Origin of the sequence: Amycolatopsis taiwanensis DSM 45107, from assembly GCF_000519205.1 — a bacterium.
Taxonomy (GTDB): Bacteria; Actinomycetota; Actinomycetes; order Mycobacteriales; family Pseudonocardiaceae; genus Amycolatopsis_E; species Amycolatopsis_E taiwanensis.
Genome location: NZ_JAFB01000047.1, coordinates 28,781 through 47,742, shown reverse-complemented (window position 1 = coordinate 47,742; position 18,962 = coordinate 28,781). Strand labels below are relative to the sequence as shown.

Below are 18,962 nucleotides of genomic sequence, written 5' to 3'. Positions count from 1 at the left end.
TCTCTCAGTGCTTGTCCGGCGAACTCTCCACGGCACGTTCGCGCACTCACCTTGATCAGGAATCTCACGGTTCAAACGGCCTCGCAGGGGTTCTGGGCAGGGCCACCGCGGCGGCCGCCCACCACCGCTGCCAGTGCGGGGCACGGACGGAAGGTCCGGCTTCGACCGTGCTGCCGACCCAGCCGGACACCGGCCGGATGCCGTGCAAGGCGTTGGCCAACCACACTTCGCGGCCTGCCAGGTCGGCGAGCCGCCGCCGGCGGGCCGCCACGGTGATTCCCTGGCGGGCCGCGGTGCGCCGGATCAGCGCAACGGTGACGCTGGGCAGGACACGCAGGCGGGGGCCGGGCACGCATAGCGTGTCGTCCTCCCACCACAGCAGGCCGGACTGGGATGACTCGAGCACGAGACCGGATGGCGTGGTCAGCAGTGCCTCGCCGGCACCCACTTCCGCGGCCTCCCGCCTCAACCCACCGAGAAGGTCGAGGTCCGGCCCCTTCCGCTGGGGAACCGCACGCGGGTCACCGCGCCCCGCCCAAACCGCGACCTCGGTGGTGCGGGCCGGCGCGGGCCGTACGCGCAGCCGCAGGCGATGGCCGTCCGCGGCGGAAACAAGTTCCACCCGGGGAAACCAGTCCCCCCGCCGGGGCAGGAGACCGAGCATCGCGGACCAGAAACTGTCCACTTCGGACAATTTGGCCTCGCCCGTGCCGGCGCACCCAGCGGTGAACCGGGCGCGGTGCAGGTCCAGTCCGCGCGACGCGCCGTCCTGCACCAGCCACGAGTCCGCGACCAGAAGCCGGGCGGCCTCATCGCCATCCGGCCGCAGGCCGGATCCGCGCCGCCACGCGTAGAGTCCGGTGGCCGGGCCGGTCATGGTGCTCACGGCCGGGCCACGGGCCGGGCCTCGACGAGGCTGAAGGCGGTGTCGGTGGGCAGGACGCTGGTCAGTTCGTAGCCGCCCTTCTCGAACACCGTGGCGTACTGGGCTTCGGTGCGGATGTTGCCGTTCATGGTGATGGTCATGATCAGGTCGAAGTTCTTGACAAACCGCGATGCCTTGGTGTCCCGCACGAACTCGGCGGCCACGAACGTGGCCTCCGGCGAGGTTTCCCGGCACCGCCGCAGCAACCGGATTATCGAATCGTCATCCCAGCTATGCATAACCTGCTTGACAACATAAACATCGACCCCCGACGGGACCGCCTCGAAAAAGTCACCACCATGCAGGCCCAACCTGCCGCTCGCCAACAGTTCCGCCAACTCCGGGCTGGTCTCGGCCTGCTCGATCACCGCCGGCAGATCGGCCAGGACCCCCCGCTCAACACTGGGGTAGGTCCGCAGAATCGCACGCAGATAGGTACCGGTGCCGCCACCGAGATCGGCAACCACACCACCGTCGGTGAACGCCGGATACGACGAGGCCACCAGATCGCTCAACGCCTCGGAAAAATCGCGCATAGCATCGTTGAAGACCACGCCCGCCGCCGCATCACCCGCCAGATAGGCCCACAAAGCCATGCCGTGAGCAAGCTCGAAACCAGGCCTTCCACTGGCCAGACCTTCCGACAACTTCGACCACGAGTTCCACAACCACGGCTCACCGACCAGGGTCGCCATCGCATGCTGCGACCGCGGAAAACCCTTACGCAGCAAATGAGACAACCGCGAATTCGCGAAGACATCCGGCCCGACCTCCCGGAAGACACCCTCCTCGGCAAGCAACCGCAGCACCTTACCCAACTGCACCTCATCAGTACCGGTACGCTCAGCAAGCTGCCCGACCGAAAGACTGCCCTCCGCCAACACGTCGGCCAACCCATGCCGGGCCGCGACCGAAATACACACCGCGGTCGTCGGAAACATCAGCTGCGAGAGCGCGAATGCGTCCGCCGCGTCTGCCGCATGACTCTCGCTCATGCGTTCTACCCTGCTTTCTGTGCGGAACTTTTCGTTGCTGTCCGGCACACCAGCATTCAGCGTCATCGCCACCCAGTCGTGGGGCAGACGTCCCGGGACGGCTGGGATTCCGGAAGGCGCGGCCGGGACAAGCGGGGGTCCCCCACCCATTCGATCTGCCTCCCGAGTACCTCGCGCGCTTTGGCACCCTGGATCGACACTCGCCGATGACCGGCCGTGCCGGCGGCCTGAGGATCTCCGGACAGAGTCGTGCGGCCAAGACGATTCACACGCAGATCCAGCGCCGCCCCGGAAAGCTCCAACTCCTGGCAGCGGTCAAGGGGTGACGTTGGAAGGCTGCGCGTGGCGTCGGATGAAGTAGCGGCGTAGTTCGTCGGCGCCCCAGACGATGACGGGGTAGGGCAGGAGCAGGAGCAGATCAGACGGGGGCAAGGCAGCGGTGCCGAGCAGGTTCTGCAGTGGTGGTGTGTAGACGAAGAAGGCGGCGAGGGCGAGTTCGCCGGCGATACCGGCGAGGAGGTACCGGTTGGAGAACACGCCGATCGAGCGCAGGGACGCGCGCTGGGTCCGCACCGCGAAGGCCGTCCCGATCTGCCCGGCGATCATGCCGAGGAACGTCATGGTGGTGGCTTGCTGGTAGGCCTGGTGCAGTGGTTGTCCAGGGCCCACCGGGCTACCGGGGTGCCAGCCGGCCCGCACGAGAACGTAGAAGAAGCCGGCCATCTGGAGGATGGTGACCAGGACCCCGAGGAAGAGCCAGGCACGCGCGAGCATGGGGCCGCGAATGACGCCTTCGGTCCGGGGGCGGGGTGGGCGGTTCATGAGTCCGGGCTCGGCAGGTTCCCGGCTGAGGGCCAATGCCGGCAGGGTTTCGCTGCCGACGTCGAAGGCGAGCAGTTGCAGGATGGTCAGCGGCAGGGGGATCGCGCCGCCGCCGAGGGCGAAGACGAGGAACGGCACGGTTTCCGGGGTCGCGTGGGCGAAAATGTAGACGATGAATTTTCGGACGTTGTCATAAATTCGGCGGCCGGCGCGTACCGCGGCGACGATGGAGGCGAAGTTGTCGTCGGTGAGGATCATGGTGGCCGCTTCCCGGGCCACGTCGGTGCCGGATTTTCCCATCGCTACGCCGATGTCCGCGCGGTGTAGCGCGGGCGCGTCATTGACCCCGTCACCGGTCATGGCGACCACGTGACCGGCCTCGCGCAGAACCTCCGCGATGTGGAGTTTCGCTTCGGGTGAGGCGCGGGCGAAGATGATGTCGGGTTCGTCGCGGATCAACGTCGCCAGTTCCGTTTCGCGCATACGCTCGAACTCCGCGGCGGTGATGACCCTCGGGTGTTCACCGGTGATGCCGACCCGGCGGGCGACGGCGGCGGCGGTGAGGGGGTGGTCGCCGGTGATGACGATGATGCGGATCCCGGCGGCGCGGCAGTGCGCGACGGCCTCGGCGACTCCCGCGCGGGGTGGGTCGAGCATGGCGACCAGACCGGCGAAGCACAGATCGTGCTCGGCGTCGCCGCGCCGGTGCGGTGGCCGTTCGTCGGCAGGCAGCGCACGCTGGGCCAGGGCGAGCACACGCAGGCCCTCCGAGGCGAAGGTGTTGACCCCGGCGGTGATCCGGTCGCGCTGGGCGTCATCGAGCGGCGCCGGGTGTCCGTTCGCGTCCAGCAGCCGGGTGCAGCGGGGAAGGACCATTTCCGGAGCGCCCTTGGTGTGGACGTACCGGCCGCCGTCGTAATCGTCGATGGTCGACATCAGTTTGAGCTCGGGGTCGAAGTGGAACTGCCACCGGCGCCCTGCTTCGCGCGTAGCGGTGGCGGTGTCGGCACCCAGCCTCGATGCCGCGAGCAGCAAGGCGATTTCGGTCGGATCACCGGTGGCCTCGCTGTCCTCGTGCGGTAGCCGGGCGTTGTTGCAGGCCACGGCGACACGAGCCACCGCCCACAGGGATGGGCTGGGCTCCAGCGGCGTGCCGTCCAAGTCGGTGCGGCCGGCGGAGGTCCAGATCGCCGCGGGCCGCATCCGGTTCTCGGTCAACGTGCCGGTCTTGTCGGTGCAGATCACGTCGGTCGAGCCGAGAGTTTCCACCGCGGACAGGCGTTTCACCAGCGCACCCTGGGCGGCCAGCGCCCGCACGGCCAGGGCAAGGGCAAGGGTGATGACCGGCAGCAGGCCTTCGGGAACCATCCCGGCCAGCAGCCCCGCGGCGAACACCATCGCATCGATCAGCGACAGGTGCGCGGCGAAGGTGGCGATCGGGATGAACGCCAGCGCCAGCAGGACCGACACGAGGGCGATCAACCAGGCCACCCGCCGGACCTGCCGCTCCAGCGGGCTGGGCTCCTGCCTGACGCGCTGCGACAGCGCCGCGATCCGGCCGAGTTCGGTGTGCATGCCGGTGGCGAACACGACACCGCGCGCTTCGCCACCGGTGCAGTTCGTGCCACTGAACGCCAGATCATGCGCCCGCAGCAGGGGCACGTTCACATCCTGCATCGCCGCCGACCGCACCGTGGGGACGGATTCGCCGGTCAGCGCGGACATGTCCACCTCGATGGCCCCGGTCAGCAGCCGGACATCGGCGGCGATCCGGTCTCCCTCTTCGATCGCCACGACATCGCCCGGCATCAGATCGACAGCGTCGATCTCACCGGTACCGCCGTCACGGACCACCTTGGCCCGCTGGGGCAGATACTTCGCCAGCGCCTCCACCGCCCGCTCGGCCTCGATCTCCTGCACGAAGGCGAATGCGGCATTGAGCACGATGATGAGCACCACCGCCGCGGCCACAACCTGAGAACCGACGGCCAGCAGCAAGGCGGCAGCCAGCCACAACAACAACGCCAACGGATGAGTGAACTGGCGAACCAGCTCTCCAGGCCACCGTCGCCCACCCCGCCGCTGCAACTCGTTCGGCCCGTACTGCAAGAGCCGGCGTCGTGCTTCCCGATTCGACAGGCCGCGCGGCGATGTGTGCAGATCGCGCAGCAACGCGTCGGCCGCTTCCTCCGGGTCGAGCCCGGCCGGCCGGACCCACCCATCGTGTTGGCTCCGCACGCACCCATCGTCAGGTGCCAGGGTCAGCGCGGCGAGGATCGACGGAACTCCCCTGCCGGGACTTTGTGCCCGGGTTCGGGTTCATACCGTGAGTGCCGGCTACCCGGAGTACTTCACGTGGCTCCACCAGGAAGAAGACTCTGGCTCTCCATAGGCTCGCAGATCTCCACATGGAACACGAAACCGTCCACAGTAGAGGGAGTGAACAGGAGGTCGCTGCCACCGCGACCCGCACGAACCCGTGCCGATATAACGGGATCGTCAACCGTTCTCCTACCGTTCGGCGAGTTCTGGCAGCCGCCGGATTCGTTGGCGAGTCTGCGATCACGACCGGACCGGCAGGCAGAGCCGGCCGTCACCAAGGCGAAGGTCCTTGGTCCCACCGAAGATCGCCGCGCCGCCGGCGCGGATGCTCCCGAAGGTGCGAAGGCCGGTCCCCACGGTGAAGATGGATGGCATGGACGCGGGCGAGACCGCGGAGCGGTTCGATGCCTTTCGGGCGTCGGCCGACCGGTGTGGGCGCCCGGGTGTGGCGTTGTTGTCGGCTCTGGCCCGGGCCAGAGCCGCGACCGCCTCGGGACCGGCTTCGTGGGCGCCGCGAGTGGCCGGTGGTTTCGGGCTATCCGCGGCGGCCGGGCTCGGTCCGGCCGGCTTTTACGCCGATCTTGCCGCCCCACATGGGCGCCGGCATGTGCGGGTCTGCACGGCTGCGGCCTGCTTCGCGGCCCGGGCTGGCACCCATGTGTCCGAAGTGGAGGAGGCGTTGGGGGTCACCGTGGGCGCGGCCAGCGCGGACGGGGAGGTGTCGCTACAGGCCGTGCGCTGCCTGGGGTACTGCTACGCGGGTCCGGCCGGCCTCGACGGGTTGGCCGCCGGCACGGGCCCGTCGCTGGCCGACCAGCTCGCCCGGCGCGTCACCGCGCTCGCGCCGCCGATCCCGGCGGCGGACGGCACCGGCGACCCGGTGCTGCTGGGCGGGGTGCTGGCGGGCGAGTCTTCCTGGCAGCTGTGGCCGGAGGTGGCCACCCACGGCGGTGTGGAGCAGGTCCAGGCCGAGGTCGCGGCCTCGGGCCTGCGAGGACGCGGAGGTGCGGGGTTCCCGGTCGCGGCCAAGTGGGCGGCGGCCGGTGGCTCGCCCGCCACCGTCGTGGTGGCCAACGGGGACGAGGGCGACCCGGGATCGTATGCCGACCGGTTGCTGATGGAGGCCGATCCGGACCGGGTCCTGGAGGGTCTGGCCCTGGCCTGTTTCGCCTGCCGCGCCCGGCGGGCCGTGGTCCTGGTGCGCTCGGAGTATCCAGCGGCGCTGGCCCGGATGCGGGAGACGGTGCGGCAGGCGTACGAGGACGCGCACTTCGGCCGGTCCGTCCACGGCAGCAACACCGCACTGGACGTGGAAGTGGTCGAGGGGGCTGGGTCGTACGTCGCGGGCGAGGAGACGGCGTTGATCGCCGGCCTGGAGGGGGGCCGTGGCTGCGCCCAGCCGCGCCCGCCTTACCCCACGGAACGCGGCCTGTGGGCGGCGCCGACCGTGGTGAACAACGTGGAGACGCTGGCGGCGCTGCCGTGGATCGTTCGCCATGGTGGTGCCGCTTACGCCCGGCGCGGCACCCGGCCGGAGCCCGGGACGAAGCTGGTGTGCCTGTCCGAACGGTTCGCCCGGCCCCGCTGCTACGAGGTGGAACTCGGCACGCCGGTCGAACGCATCGTCAGTGAGTTCGGTGGGGGCCTACGGGACGGCGCGGAGTTGTCACTACTGCAGGTGGGTGGGCCGCTGGGCGGCTTCCTGCCGCCCGACCGGCTGGATGTGCCGCTGACCCAGGCCGGCCTGTCCGCGGCCGGCGCGGCCCTCGGTCACGCGGGCATGGTCGCCTTCGACTCCTCCGTGCCGCCGGCGGAGGTGTTGCGACACGTATGGGAGTTCGCCGCGGCCGAGAGCTGCGGTGCCTGTTCGCCCTGCCGGGTCGGCTCGCGGCGTGGCCTGGAGCTGGTGTCGGCCGGGAAACCGCCGGGGGAAGAGTACGGGCGGTTACTGCGACTGCTGAGCGAGGCCAGCCTCTGCGCCTTCGGACGGCGGATCCCGCCCGCGGTCACCAGTCTCGTCTCCGCTTGTGGCGGCCGCCTCGCGGGGTGGGAGCGGTGATCGGGCTGGAGGTCGACGGTACCGAGGTGGTCGTACCCGAGGGCGTGTCTCTGCTCGCCGCGGTCCGTGCGGCCGGGGTCGACCTACCCGCGCTGTGTCACGACGATCGGCTCAGTCCGGCCGGTTCCTGCCGGACCTGCCTCGTGCGGTCGCACGGCACGGTGGTGGCGGCGTGCGTCACTCCAGCCGCGACCGGCGCCCGGGTGGAGACGGCAGGTGACCTTGCCGGGCTGCGGCGCGATGCCGTGGCCGTCATCGCTTCCGCCCTGCCGCCCCGGGCGTTGGAGGCCGGCAGCGAGCTGGCACGAGCCTGCCGGTCGCTCGGCATCGGCCCGCAGGAGTTTCGGGGCGCCGTCGGGCGAGGTGACGACGAGTCCCATCCCTACGTCCACCTGGACCGCGACCTGTGCATCGCCTGCGGCCGGTGCGTGCGGATGTGCGCCGAAGTGCAGGGCACTTTCGCCCTCACCCTGACCGGCCGGGGCGCTGACACCGTCGTCGCGCCAGGCACCGGCGGCCCATGGGCGGAGTCCGCCTGCGTGGCCTGCGGCGGCTGCGTCGATACCTGTCCCACCGGGGCGATCGCCGAGCCCGGCCCGGGCCGCGGCCTCACCACCGCGACCCGGCCCGAGACCTCCGTTACCCGTACCACCTGCGGCTACTGCGGGGTCGGATGCTCGCTGGAAGCCGTGACCCGCGACGGAGCACTGGTTGCGGTTCTGCCGGACCGCCGTGGCCCGGTGAACCGGGGGCACGCTTGCGTCAAGGGCCGTTTCGCGCACGGCTTCCTCGATTCCCCGGACCGCCTCACCCAACCCCTGGTGCGCCGTGGCGCCTCGCTCGAACCGGCAACGTGGGAAGAGGCACTGGACCGAGCCGCGCGCGGCATCCAGGAGGCCATGGCCGCGGCCGGCCCCCAGGCGGTCGCCGCGATCTCGTCGGCACGTGCCACCAACGAGGAGAACTACCTGCTGCAGAAATTCCTTCGGGTCATCGGCAGCAACAACATCGACAACTGCTCGCGGCTGTGCCACTCGCCATCCGCATCCGGACTGACCGCCTCCTTCGGCCTGCCCGGCGGCACCGACAGCTTCGACGACGTCGAACAGGCCGACTGCTTCCTGGTCGTCGGCGCCAACCCGGTCGAGGCACACCCCGTGGTCGGCGCCCGGCTGCTGCAACGTGTCCTGCGCGGGGCCAGGCTGGTGGTCGCCGACCCCCGGGCGGTCGGGCTCGCCCGTCACGCCGACGTGCACCTGCGGCCCCGCCCCGGCACCAACGTCGCCCTGTTCCACGGTCTCGCCCACATCCTGCTCACCGAGAACTTCACCGATCCGGCCTTCCTGCGCGACCGCGCCGCCGGCCTGCCCGAACTCACCGCGCTGCTCACCGGTTACCCACCCGACATCGTGGCCGAGTTGACCGGTGTACCCGCCGCGGACCTGCTTGCCGCCGCTCGCCTCTACGGCCAGGCAGAGTGTCCCGCAATCGTCTACGGGCTCGGCGTCACCGAGCACCTGCACGGCACGGACGGCGTTCGAGCCCTGGCCAACCTCGCCATCCTGCGCGGCGCCGTCGGTACCGGCCGGGGTTACGGGGTCAACCCGCTGCGCGGCCAGAACAACGTCCAGGGCGCCTCCGACATGGGTGCGCTCCCGGACACCCTGCCCGGCTACGGCAAGGTCACCGACCCGGACGCGCGGGCGCGGGCGGAAGCGGTGTGGGGAGCACCCGTCCCGGACCGGCCCGGGCTGCGTATCCCGGAGATGTTCGCCGCGGCCCGCGCCGGGCGGCTGCGCGCGCTGTGGGTGGTCGGGGAAGACGTCTGCACCACCGACCCGGACAGCGACAAGGTGGCCGAGGCCCTCGACGCCTGTCCACTGGTCGTCTGCAGCGAACTCTTCCTCTCCGAGACAGCCCGCCGTGCCGACGTGGTGCTGCCCGCCGCCGCTTGGCTGGAAAAGAACGGGACCTTCGTCAACTTCGACCGCCGGTTCCAGCGGGTCCGCCCCGCCTTGCCACCGCCGGGACAGGCGCGCAGCGACTTCGACGCCATCCACGCCCTGGCCACCCGGCTCGGCACCGGCCTCGGCTGCCCCTCCCCCGCCGCGGCGCTCGCCGAATGCGCCCGGATCAGCCCGCTCTTCGCCGGCCTGTCCCACCACCGCCTCGACCGCGAAGGCGCCGTCCCCTGGCCCTGCCCCGATCCTGACCAGCCCGGCGAGGCCAAGCTCTACACCCGGCGGTTCGCCACGCCGGACGGGCGAGCGCACCTGTCCGCCACCCCCTACCTGCCACCCGGCGAACAACCCGACGACGACTACCCCCTGCTCCTGGTCACCGGGCGGCGGTGGGCCCACTACAACTCCGGCAGCATGACCCGGCACAGCCGCAACGCCGACCTCGCACCCCGGGATTTCCTCGACCTGCACCCCGTCGACGCGGCCCGCCACGGCCTGCGCGACGGCGATCTCCTCGGCGTGGCCAGCCGGCACGGGCGCGCTCGTCTCCTTGCCCGGATCAGCGAGGAAACAACCCCCGGACAGGCCTTCTGCGCCTTCCACTTCCCCTCCAGCGGGGTCAACCGCCTGACCTCCGACCACGCCGACACCACGACCTCCTGCCCCGAATACAAGGTCACCGCCATCCGCCTGACCCGCGACGACAGCCCATGAGACCCGAGCCCAGGTGACGCCGTAGGCCAAAGTGGACATTTCCTTCGGTGACGACCGCGCCGCGCATATTTGCGAATACTCCACCGTCGCCTCACGGGGAAGGAAGTGGCGCCATGCACGACGACTGGACCTGGAGTTACGAGAGTTACGATCCCGCCGAGGAGAGGCTGCGGGAATCGCTGTGCGCGGTCGGCAACGGCTACCTCGTCACTCGCGGTGCCGCACCGGAGTGCACCGCTGACGGGACGCATTACCCCGGCACCTATGCCGCCGGCGTGTACAACCGGCTGAGTACCGACATCGCGAACAGCCGTGTCGAAAACGAATGCCTGGTCAATTTGCCCAACTGGCTGGCGTTGACATTCCGCGTCGATCGAGGACCGTGGTTCGGACCGGACACCGCCGACCTCCTCGAATACCACCAGTACCTCGACCTGAGGCGGGCGCTGCTCGTCCGCCGGATCCGCTTCCGCGACCGCGACGGCCGCACGACGAGAGTCATCCAGCGCCGCTTCGCGCACATGCGACTCCCGAACGTGTGCGCGCTCGAGGTCACCGTGGTGGCCGAAGACTGGTCCGGCCGGCTGGAGTTCCGCTCGGGAATCGACGGCGGTGTCGACAACGGCCTGGTCGAGCGCTACCGCGACCTGCCAAGGAAACACCTCGATCTCCTCGGTGCCCGCGCGCTGTCCGACTGCTCCGTCCTGCTGGAAATGTGCACCAACCAGTCCCGGATCCCGGTGGCCATGGCGGCCAGAAACACCCTGTACCACGGCGAACACCCGGTCGAAGCCGAATACCTCCTCGTGGACGGGGGCTCCTGGATCGGGCACGACATCGCCATCGACATGCGCGAGGGACAGGTCGTGACCCTGGAAAAGACCGTGACCGTGTCCACCGGCCGTGACCGCGCCATTTCCGAGCCCGCTGTGGAGGCCGCCCGCTGGCTACCCCGTCTCGGCCGCTTCGACACCCTGTTGGAAAGCCACGTGCTGGCCTGGACCCAGCTGTGGGATCGGTTCCACATCGAATTGGAGCACAGGCCGGACGAGCTGCGTGTCCTGCGCCTGCACCTGCTGCACCTGCTACAGACCGTGTCTCCGAACACCACCGAACTCGACGCCGGTGTACCGGCCCGGGGACTGCACGGCGAGGCTTACCGAGGCCACATTCTCTGGGACGAACTGTTCGTCTTTCCGCTGTTGAACCTGCGTCTGCCCGCGCTGACCCGTTCGCTGTTGCGCTACCGGTACCGCAGGCTGCCGGAGGCAGTGCAGGCGGCACGGGAAGAAGGGCACCACGGTGCGATGTACCCCTGGCAGTCCGGCAGCGACGGTCGCGAAGAGAGTCAGCGGCTCCACCTCAATCCCCGCTCCGGCCGGTGGATTCCCGATCCGACCCGGCTCCAGCGCCACATCGGGCTCGCCATCGCGCACAACACGTGGCAGTACTACCAGGCCACCGGCGACCGGGAGTTCCTCACCCACTACGGAACCGAGATGCTGGTTCAGATCGCCCGGTTCTTCGCCGACCTCACCAGCTACGACCGGGCCCGCGACCGGTACGTCATCCGCGGCGTGATGGGACCCGACGAGTTCCACTCCCGCTACCCGGACACGCAAAGCGACGGAATCGACAACAACGCCTACACCAACGTGCTGACCGTCTGGACGGTGCTACGGGCAGCGGACGCAATGCGCGTCATGCCGGCCCTTGCCCGCACGGAGCTTATGGAACGGCTCCACCTGCGGCCCGAGGAACTGCATCGATGGGACGACATCAGCCGGAAGATGTTCGTGCCCTTCCACGCCGACGGCGTCATCAGCCAGTTCGAGGGCTACGCCCAGCTGGCCGAGCTGGACTGGGCCGCCTACCGAAAGCGCTACCGCAACATCCAGCGTCTCGACCGGATCCTCGAAGCCGAGGGAGACGACGTCAACCGTTACCAAGCCGCCAAGCAGGCCGACGTCCTGATGCTGTTCTACCTGCTCTCCGCCGACGAACTCGGGCCGCTGTTCAAGCGACTCGGCTACCAGCTGGAACACGACACCATCCCACGCACCATCGACTACTACCTCGCCCGCACCTCCCACGGCTCTACCCTGAGCGCCGTGGTGCACGCCTGGGTCCTGGCCCGCGCGAACCGGGACCGCGCACTGGAGTTCTTCCGCCGGGCACTGGAATCCGACGTCACCGACATCCAGGGCGGCACCACGCCCGAAGGCATCCACCTCGCCGCCATGGCAGGCAGCGTCGACCTGCTGCAACGCTGCTTCTCCGGCCTCGAGACCCGAGGCGACCGGCTATTGCTCAACCCGTACTGGCCACAGCCACTCGGCGTACTTGAACTCAGCCTCCGCTACCGCGAACACCCACTGGTGTTGCGAATCAGCGAGAACCGGGTCGACGTCGCCGCCGGCGCCGGCATGCAACGCGCGATCGAGATCGCCTGCCGAGGCCAACTCGCCCGGCTCCATCCCGGATCCACCGTCCACTTTCCCCTCTGACACCGAACCCGCCGCGCCCGTGGCCTCATTCATCCTGTGCCAGGCGCACTCATGGCGTGCGCGCACAACTCCCGGCACGGCCTCCGCCGCACGTGACGATTCCGATCACAGGCGTACCGTCCACAATAGGCATTGCGCGGATCCTCGAAGCCAGCAGGACCCGGGCCGGCTCCACCAGATCTGGAGTCGCTGCAGCGGTTGGGCGTCGGTGTGTCGCTCACGATCCGCACCCGAAAGTGAATTCCCCGCCTTCCATATGACGTTGTGCCTCACGTGCCGCGGGGTGGCCCGCCGGCGAGTGGACGTTGACCGCTTCAGAAGCGGAAGTCCCTCACATCAGTGGCTTCCTGCCCTGCTCGGCCGGTCGGCTGACTGACAGGTTCGAAGTGGACATGAATGGAAGGCGATTGCCATGGACCGCGGTTTCCCTGACGACCGCACCGTTCGTGCCGCGCTGGCCTTGGCGGTACGCGCGCCGTCGCTGCACAATTCGCAGCCGTGGCAGTGGCGGGTGGGCGGGCGAACGGTACACCTTTACGCCGATCGCGAACGGCAGCTGCCGGGAACCGACCCGGACGGCCGTGACCTGCTACTCGGTTGCGGCGCGGCACTGCACCACCTCCGTATCGGCTTCGCCGCGCTCGGCTGGCGTGCCGAGGTGCATCGCCTGCCCAATCCGGACGAGCCGGATCACCTTGCCGCGATCGAACCGCACCGGCGCGAACCCACCCCGGCCGGGATCGCCCTCGCCGCGGCGATCCCGCACCGGCGCACAGACCGGCGACGGTACAGCTCATGGCCGGTGCCGGGCGGATATCTGGAGGAAATGGCGGTGCGCGTCGCGGACGAGGGCGCGGTGTTGCGCACCGCCCAGGGACCCGCCCGCGACCACCTGGCGCGGGCTATTCGCGACGCCGTTCAAGTACACGCCGCGGACCCGGCGTACCGGACGGAGCTCGCGGCCTGGAGCGGACGTTATGAATCGTCCGACGGCGTGCCCGCGGCCAATGTGCCGCCCCCGGGCGAAGCCCCGGGCGCACTGCCCACCCGGCCCTTCGCGGAACCACACCTCGCTCAACCGGCCGGCGCGGAGCCGGAAGACGACGAAACCGTGCTCGCCGTGATCTCCACCGCCTCCGACGACCCGGTATCCCGGCTGCGCGCCGGCGAGGGGACCAGCGCCGCGCTGCTCACCGCGACCACCTTCGGGCTGGCCAGCTGCTCGCTCACCGAACCCCTCGAAGTCGCCGACACCCGCGAGTTCGTCCGAACCCACGTCACCGAGGACAACTTCCCGCAGATGGTGCTCCGGCTCGGCTGGGCCCCGGTCAACGCCGACCCGCTGCCCGCCACACCCCGCCGTTCTCTGGAAGACGTCGTGGAAAATCTCGCGGACACGAACCCGTGGCGACCTGGCCAATGACGGCGAGCGAGAAGTTGACGAGTTTTCTCGCAGTGCTGGCGTAACCCGGCAGGCCGTGACCTTCGGCCCTTTTCCGCCGGCCGGTCGTCGCAGCACGCTCGTAGACAGAGTTCGTCGACGGGGAGCACGACCATGACCGAGACGGGAACCTCGACCGAGTTGCTGGCCGACCAGTTCGCTCCGCACTTCGCGGCCATGCAGACCCAGCATCTGGTGGTCGACGCGCCGGTTACGCAGGCCTATGCGGCGCTGCGCGCGCTCGATTTCACCGACGTCGGCGGCGGTCTGGTCAGTGCCGCCTTCTGGGCCCGGAACCTGCCGGAGCGGTGGAAGAACCGGCATCACAAGATGCCCCGACACCGCACCCGGCTGACCTTTGACGATCTGGCCGCCGGGTGGGAGTGGACGATCCTGGGTGAGCGGCCGGGCACGGAGATCGCGATCGGCGTGGGCGGCAAATTCTGGAAACCGGTGGTCGAATGGCGCCGGATCGAACCGGAGAACTTCCTCGCCTTCGACGAGCCGGGCTACGGCAAGATCGTGCAGTCGCTGTCCGCCCGCCCTTACGGCACGTCACGGTCGCTGCTGACCTACGACGCGCGCGTTGTACTCCCCGACGCGGCGAGCCGGGCGAAATTCCGCGCCTACTGGACCGTGGCCGCACCGTTCGTCAAAACCGTTCAGGCAGCCACACTGCGCACGATCGCCCGGCACGCCGAAACAGCCGGGCAGGCATGACGGCGGTGGATGGCGCTCAGCCCTGGTCGACCCTGGCGGCGTAGCAGCGAGCGTGGACGACTCCGGGCACGCTTTCGGCGAGTATCGTCGCGACCTGACGGTCGCGCTCTATGTCGAACCGGTCGATGATGGTGGCTTCGCCGCCGCGTACGTCAACGGTCCACCGGTCCGGGCCGCCGAAGGACCCCAGCCGCTGTAGCAGGTCGGCGGCCACCAGGTGGTCCGGCCGAGTCAGCACGCGCAGGAAATCATGGCGGGTCACCACTCCGATGAGCTTGCCCCGATCGACCACGGGGAGGCTGCGCAGGCGGTGGTCCAGCATGATGCGGGCCAGCAGGGCGATCTCGATGTCCGCCTCGACCGACCGCACCGGCCTGCTCATCACGTCTTCAACCCTGCGCGCCGCCGGTTTCACCTCACCCGGGAAGCGATCGGCGATGAAGTCGGCCTCGGTCACTATGCCGACGAGATTCCCGTCGTGGTCCGTCACGGGCAGCGCGGTGAACCCCTGTTGGGCAAGCAGTTCTTCGGCAGTGGCCACCGGGGTGCTCGGCGTCACGGTGACCGGTGCCGCACTCATGATGTCCCGGACTTTCATCGCATTCTCCTCCCGTGCAGGGAGTGCCTCAGACACCGCAACCACCGTATCGGCGACGTGGCCCCCTTCGCCCGGAGGAAATCGTCACCCATCCAGCTTCGTCGCCGGCTGCCCTGGGCGCGAAGAGTCTTTGGTCCTCTTGGCGGGTGAAACCGATGTTGGGCGAATGTCCTTTCTGACGGTGACGCAGGTCCCTGGCCGCTGTTTCCGTGCCTTCCTACCGTTGGCATGTGCAAGCTCGTCGTCGTGAGGGGATCGAGTTACGGGCGTTGCTGAGAGGCCGGGTCCGCGAGAGTGCGATGACCAATGTGGCCAGGGCGTCGGCGACGGATCCGAAGAATCGCGATACGCAGTCCGCCCGTAGGTCGTGTTGGAGAGGTGATCAGCGATGCGCGCCCACCCCGGCGACTGGATTGTGATCAAGAGTCGCAGCACGGGAAAGCCCGAGCAGCGTGGGCGCATCATCGAGGTGCGTTCCGCCGACGGATCGCCGCCCTACGTGGTGCACTGGCTGACCGACGACCGGGTGTCGTTCTTCTTTCCCGGATCCGACGCGATCGGAGTGACCCCCGAGGAACTGGCCGCGGCCGACGCACGGGAGCGGGACCGGTTCACCACCATGCAACGGGCCATCACCGGCCGGTGAGGAAGTCGACGGGCATTTCGCAGCGGCACCAGGCATGAAGGGAGGAAAGTCCCCGAAACCGGAGAAGAACGTCCGCTGCTCACCGGCGGCGAGACGGACCACGATGAGGTCATGCTGAACGCGCGCGAAATCCTGCGGCGTTTTCGTCCGGCGGGCACACCCGGCGCGGCCGCGCCCGCCGGTGTTCCGGCAGATCGTCAGGCCGAGCGCGAACGAGAGTTGTTGCCGGTGCTGGCCTTGCTCGACGAGGCCGAGCAAGAGGCCGAGCGCATCCGCGGGAAAGGGCGGGTGGCGGCCGCGGCACGGCACCGGGCCGGCCAGGATCGTGCGGACGTGGTCGTGGCGAACGCACGGGCCCGCGCCGGCACGGTACGTGCCGCGGCCGCCGCTGCGGCGCGGGCCGACGTGGTCGCCGAACTGGACCATGCGGTTGCTGCCAGCCGGGAAGCGGCCGAGCGCGCGAAAGAGCGCGCACGCGCGCGGATGCCGAGGTTTGTCGATCAGGCCGTGGCGCTGGCCCTCGCCGCGCTGAACGATTCCCCGGACCAGCGGGCGGGGCGATGAGGGCCGCGTGGACGGCGGGCAGTGTGCGCGCTCAAGCGCTGCTCAACCGGCGGTTGGGGGTCGCGGGAACGGGTGGACTCGCGGGCTGCACCTCGTTTAGCGAGGCGCTCGCCCGGCTGGCGGCGTCACCGTACGGGCACGATGTCCGCCCAGACCAGACTGTGGACCAAGCCGAACACGCGCTGGCGGAGACGGTGCTGTGGCATCTGCGCGTGCTGGCGGGCTGGTTGCCTCGCTCCGCCGCCGAACTGATGCGAGCCTGCGCGGCGTGGTTCGAGATAGGTAACCTGCTGGACCACCTGCGCGCGTTGCACGGAGCCGATTCCCGGCCTCCCTACCAGCTCGGTGCGTTGGCCACCGCATGGCCAAGGCTCGCTGTCGCGGGCTCGCCCGGCGAACTCCGCGCGGCGTTGGCCGCTTCCCCGTGGGGAGATCCCGGCACCGACGAAACCGGCGCCGTCGCCGTGACGATGTGGGCCGGCTGGGCCGCCCGGATGGCTGCCGCATCGCCGCACATCCGGCCCTGGGCGGCCGCCGGCGCCGCGCTGCTGGCCGCGCGAGAACGCTTCCTGCTTCAACGCCCCGTCCCGGAACTGGCCGCGCGGCGGCTCGCCGGGCTGCTCGGCGCCCGACAGGGCGATATCGGCGATTTCACCGGGTTCGCCGCCAGCTTGCCGAGCGAGGCGCGCTGGGTGTTGCGGGCGGCCGAGAACCCGGGGGAATTGTGGCGGGCTGAAGAGGGCTGGTGGCATCGAGTGGACCAGGACGCGCGCGAGTTGCGACGACATCCGGGTCCGGCGTCCCAGCCCGTGGTCGCTTGTGTGGCGCTGCTGGCGGTCGACGCCCGGCGCTGCCGGACGGCCCTCGAACTCGCTGCTCGAGGGGGCGGCCGGTGGGAGGAGTTCGATGCGCTTGTCTGAGCGGCTGCGGCCAATCCGGATGCAACGGATCGCGATCGTCGGCCTCGCCGACCACTTGCGGGAGTCGCTGCTGATGGTCGGACGGATTGGCACGGTCGATTTGGACCGCGAGCGAGGCGCCACTGCCGAGGAGACTTACGACGGGAGCGGTGGGCATGATCCGGAGCGGAACCGGACGGCTCGTGAACTCGATCGGATAGCGGCCGACGCGGTGACCCGCGGCCATGCGGCCGCGGTGGTCGGCTGGTGCCCCGAACAACAGGTGCCGCCGCTGTCGGTTCGCCTCGCCGAAACCCGGGCGTCCGTGGTGAGGTTGCCCTCACCACGCGGTGTCGATCCGCCGACCGCACTGCGGCCGGGTAGTGCGACGCGGAAGTCGTTCAGCCGCTTGGTGAACACCTATGGCACCGTTGCCTACCCGGACGTGGACCCAACCTTGTTCGCCGGACTCGCCTACATGCTGATGTTCGGCATGATGTTCGGCGACGCGGGGCATGGGCTGTTGCTCGTGCTGATCGCGCTGCTGCTGCGCAGTGGCCGGGTGCGGGCCCTACGGCGCTGGCGCTCGAGCTGGCCGTTCGTGGCCGGCGCGGGCGCGGCCGGCACGGTGTTCGGGCTGCTCTACGGCGAGTTCTTCGGCCCGACCGGTGTGGTCCCGGTGCTCTGGATCGCGCCGATGGAGCAACCGGTACGGCTGCTCGCGGCCGGGGTCGGCGTTGGCGCGGTGCTGCTGGCCGGAGCCTACGTGATGGCCGTGGTCGACCGATGGCGTGAAGGCGGCCCCCAGCTCGCGGTGTATGCCGCGTCCGGAATCGCCGGGATCGCGGTCTTCGTCGGCCTTGGGCTGGCCTGCGCGGGGCTGTTCCTGCACCTGGGAGTGGTGGCGGCGATCGGCGGCGTAACGGCAGTGGTGGGACTTGTCCTCGCGGGTGCCGGGTTCAAGGCCGCCGCAGGCCCTGGCGCGGCCGGGGCCGCACAGGCCGTCGTGGAGCTGTTCGACGCGGTGCTGCGCATCGGCACCAACGTGGTCTCCTTTGCCCGGCTGGCCGCGTTCGGGCTCGTCCATGCCGCGCTGGCTTCGCTGGTCTGGACCGCCACGACGCGGTTGTTCGCGGCCGGTGGGTTTGTCGCGGCCGCGGGTGGCGTGCTGGTGTTCGTACTCGGCACGTCGTTCGTGTTCACGCTGGAAGCGGTGATCGCGGGTATCCAGGCGCTGCGATTGACGTTCTACGAGCTGTTTTCGCGGATGTTCCTCCAGCAGGGCCGCCCGTTCCAGCCATGGCGGCTCCCTGCGGAACCAGCTGACCGTCCGGTCGTCCGGGAGGCGTCATGATGGTCTGGATCGTCGGGCTTCCCGTAATTGCCGCGGCGTTCGCGGGGGCGCATTCGCTGGTCCGCCGGAGGGGACGTGCCGCGCTGCGGGCGTTGCTGGTGGTCGACGGCGCGCTGCTGGCCGGCGCACTCGTCGTGCTGTTGCTCGTCTTCACCGGGCACGCCGCCGCGGCGATACCGCCCGAGTCCGCCCAAGCCGCGGTCTCGGCGCCGGTCTCGAACGGGGCAGCTCTGATCGGTGCCGCGATCTCGGTCGCCGGCTCGTCGATCGGCGCGGCGATCGCCGTTGCCTACACGGGCGCGGCGGCGCTGGCCGCGATCAGCGAGCGACCCGAGTTGTTCGGCCGGGCGATGGTGGTCGTCGGCCTCGCCGAGGGAATCGCCATCTACGGGCTGGTGGTCGCGGTGATCCTGATCGGGAAGGCGTGATCGTGGG

At 69.8% G+C, this 18,962-nt stretch carries 14 protein-coding genes; 10 read left to right on the top strand and 4 right to left on the bottom strand.

Features of this window, described 5'->3' with window-relative positions; all coding sequences use genetic code 11:
* Positions 1 to 64: 64 nt before the first annotated feature.
* The 3 genes from A3CU_RS47580 to A3CU_RS0131015 all read right to left on the bottom strand — a co-directional run bounded on the left by A3CU_RS47580 (position 65) and on the right by A3CU_RS0131015 (position 4,980).
* On the bottom strand, positions 65 to 877 hold the full coding sequence (locus tag A3CU_RS47580; protein WP_052372480.1) for an aminotransferase class IV: 813 nt from the start codon (positions 875 to 877) through the stop codon (positions 65 to 67).
* A 5-nt stretch (positions 878 to 882) separates the two neighbouring features.
* Positions 883 to 1,986 carry a methyltransferase gene (locus A3CU_RS0131020; RefSeq protein ID WP_245617437.1) on the bottom strand — a complete coding sequence of 368 codons (1,104 nt, stop codon included), beginning with the start codon at positions 1,984 to 1,986 and terminating at the stop codon, positions 883 to 885.
* Positions 1,987 to 2,235: 249 nt separating this feature from the next.
* Positions 2,236 to 4,980, bottom strand: coding sequence for a cation-translocating P-type ATPase (locus A3CU_RS0131015; protein WP_052372477.1), 2,745 nt, complete (start codon positions 4,978 to 4,980; stop codon positions 2,236 to 2,238).
* Positions 4,981 to 5,353: 373 nt separating this feature from the next.
* Here A3CU_RS0131015 and A3CU_RS54070 point away from each other — a divergent pair, with 373 nt between their 5' ends.
* The 5 genes from A3CU_RS54070 to A3CU_RS0130985 all read left to right on the top strand — a co-directional run bounded on the left by A3CU_RS54070 (position 5,354) and on the right by A3CU_RS0130985 (position 14,466).
* Positions 5,354 to 7,123, top strand: a complete 1,770-nt coding sequence (locus A3CU_RS54070; RefSeq protein ID WP_084144015.1) for an NAD(P)H-dependent oxidoreductase subunit E — start codon at positions 5,354 to 5,356, stop codon at positions 7,121 to 7,123.
* Positions 7,120 to 9,798, top strand: a complete 2,679-nt coding sequence (fdhF, locus tag A3CU_RS0131000; RefSeq protein ID WP_245617436.1) for a formate dehydrogenase subunit alpha — start codon at positions 7,120 to 7,122, stop codon at positions 9,796 to 9,798. The genes A3CU_RS54070 and fdhF overlap by 4 nt, the downstream gene beginning before the upstream one ends.
* A gap of 113 nt (positions 9,799 to 9,911) precedes the next feature.
* Positions 9,912 to 12,305 carry a glycoside hydrolase family 65 protein gene (locus A3CU_RS0130995; protein WP_027945541.1) on the top strand — a complete coding sequence of 798 codons (2,394 nt, stop codon included), beginning with the start codon at positions 9,912 to 9,914 and terminating at the stop codon, positions 12,303 to 12,305.
* A 412-nt stretch (positions 12,306 to 12,717) separates the two neighbouring features.
* The gene (locus A3CU_RS0130990) at positions 12,718 to 13,728 is read left to right on the top strand and encodes an Acg family FMN-binding oxidoreductase (protein WP_027945540.1); all 1,011 of its coding nucleotides are present in this window, start codon (positions 12,718 to 12,720) and stop codon (positions 13,726 to 13,728) included.
* Between the two features lie 132 nt (positions 13,729 to 13,860).
* A complete protein-coding gene (locus A3CU_RS0130985; RefSeq protein ID WP_027945539.1) occupies positions 13,861 to 14,466 on the top strand; it encodes a hypothetical protein in 606 nt (201 codons plus the stop codon).
* Between the two features lie 16 nt (positions 14,467 to 14,482).
* Here A3CU_RS0130985 and A3CU_RS0130980 read toward each other — a convergent pair whose 3' ends face one another.
* Positions 14,483 to 15,064 carry a CBS domain-containing protein gene (locus A3CU_RS0130980; protein WP_027945538.1) on the bottom strand — a complete coding sequence of 194 codons (582 nt, stop codon included), beginning with the start codon at positions 15,062 to 15,064 and terminating at the stop codon, positions 14,483 to 14,485.
* Between the two features lie 388 nt (positions 15,065 to 15,452).
* Between A3CU_RS0130980 and A3CU_RS0130975 the strand changes: the two genes are divergently transcribed.
* The 5 genes from A3CU_RS0130975 (at position 15,453) to A3CU_RS0130955 (ending at position 18,955) form a co-directional block, all read left to right on the top strand.
* Complete coding sequence (locus A3CU_RS0130975; RefSeq protein WP_027945537.1) at positions 15,453 to 15,710, top strand: DUF1918 domain-containing protein; 258 nt, start codon at positions 15,453 to 15,455, stop codon at positions 15,708 to 15,710.
* Between the two features lie 111 nt (positions 15,711 to 15,821).
* Positions 15,822 to 16,274, top strand: coding sequence for a hypothetical protein (locus A3CU_RS0130970; protein ID WP_027945536.1), 453 nt, complete (start codon positions 15,822 to 15,824; stop codon positions 16,272 to 16,274).
* Positions 16,271 to 17,194, top strand: coding sequence for a V-type ATPase subunit (locus tag A3CU_RS0130965; protein WP_027945535.1), 924 nt, complete (start codon positions 16,271 to 16,273; stop codon positions 17,192 to 17,194). Before A3CU_RS0130970 ends, A3CU_RS0130965 begins: the two co-directional genes overlap by 4 nt.
* On the top strand, positions 17,181 to 18,527 hold the full coding sequence (locus tag A3CU_RS0130960) for a V-type ATPase 116kDa subunit family protein (RefSeq protein WP_027945534.1): 1,347 nt from the start codon (positions 17,181 to 17,183) through the stop codon (positions 18,525 to 18,527). Before A3CU_RS0130965 ends, A3CU_RS0130960 begins: the two co-directional genes overlap by 14 nt.
* Positions 18,524 to 18,955 carry an ATP synthase subunit C gene (locus tag A3CU_RS0130955; protein WP_027945533.1) on the top strand — a complete coding sequence of 144 codons (432 nt, stop codon included), beginning with the start codon at positions 18,524 to 18,526 and terminating at the stop codon, positions 18,953 to 18,955. The genes A3CU_RS0130960 and A3CU_RS0130955 overlap by 4 nt, the downstream gene beginning before the upstream one ends.
* The last annotated feature ends 7 nt before the right edge of the window (positions 18,956 to 18,962 follow it).